The organism is Prevotella sp. OH937_COT-195, from assembly GCF_003932845.1.
GTDB lineage: Bacteria > Bacteroidota > Bacteroidia > Bacteroidales > Bacteroidaceae > Prevotella.
This window is the reverse complement of the sequence record NZ_RQZH01000093.1, coordinates 1-822: the sequence shown is the minus strand read 5'-3', so window position 1 is coordinate 822 and position 822 is coordinate 1. Positions and strand designations below refer to the sequence as shown.

Sequence of the window (822 nt, the reverse complement as noted above, 5' to 3'; positions counted from 1 at the left end):
TAATATAGGAGTTAACAATTCACCGACAGTACCTGCCACACCACAGCAATACTCATATAAATCTGAATCAGTTTTCATTTCTTTTAAAACTAAATCTTTCTTCACATATTGAATTAAAGATTCAAAAGGTTTTTTAGGTATTGAATATGTATTCAATGTATTACTTAAAGCATTCATAATAGCTGCATCACTTTGATACGCTTGAATATAATCATAATCGCTATAAATCACATCTAAATCTCTAGCTATGCCGTTTAATTGCTCAAGATCTTTGTATTTATCAATACTGTCATCTATAATTCTGCAAACTGCATAAATAGCCCAAATTGCTTTTTTCCTTTTTAAATCCAAAAAATCAAAGGCATATGAGAACGTTTTTGAATGTTCTTTCATTATATTGTGACAGTAGTTATAATCTCTCTCTAATTGATTCATTTATTGGCCTCCTCAGTAAGCCTAGAACTTCTTGACATTTATATAAAAAACTAACCTATAAATCTATTCTACGGCCTTTCCAATATATACGTTTGAATACATTGATATCTAACCATGATTTAAAAAATATCACGACAAAGCATATGAAGAGCAGTGGATGACATAAACTCGCAACGATATTAAAATTTCCTGTTCTTCGGATGAATATATGAAATTGTATCGCATATATAAAATATAGAGTAATAGCTAATAATATATATAACGAGCCTAAATTAATTGAAAAAATTATCGCTAAAACTGTTGTAAGTGAACCAAATAGCCATAAAAATACAAACGTAAGCGTAGACTTTTTAGTTACTTGAGAGCCAAGTGCAAAGTGTTTACTCC

1 protein-coding gene is annotated in these 822 nt (G+C 29.4%); it reads right to left on the bottom strand.

Annotation, left to right across the window (positions count from 1 at the left end):
- A partial coding sequence (locus tag EII32_RS11375; RefSeq protein WP_199741432.1) for a squalene/phytoene synthase family protein occupies positions 1-393 on the bottom strand: 393 nt, incomplete at its 3' end.
- Positions 394-822: the final 429 nt, after the last annotated feature.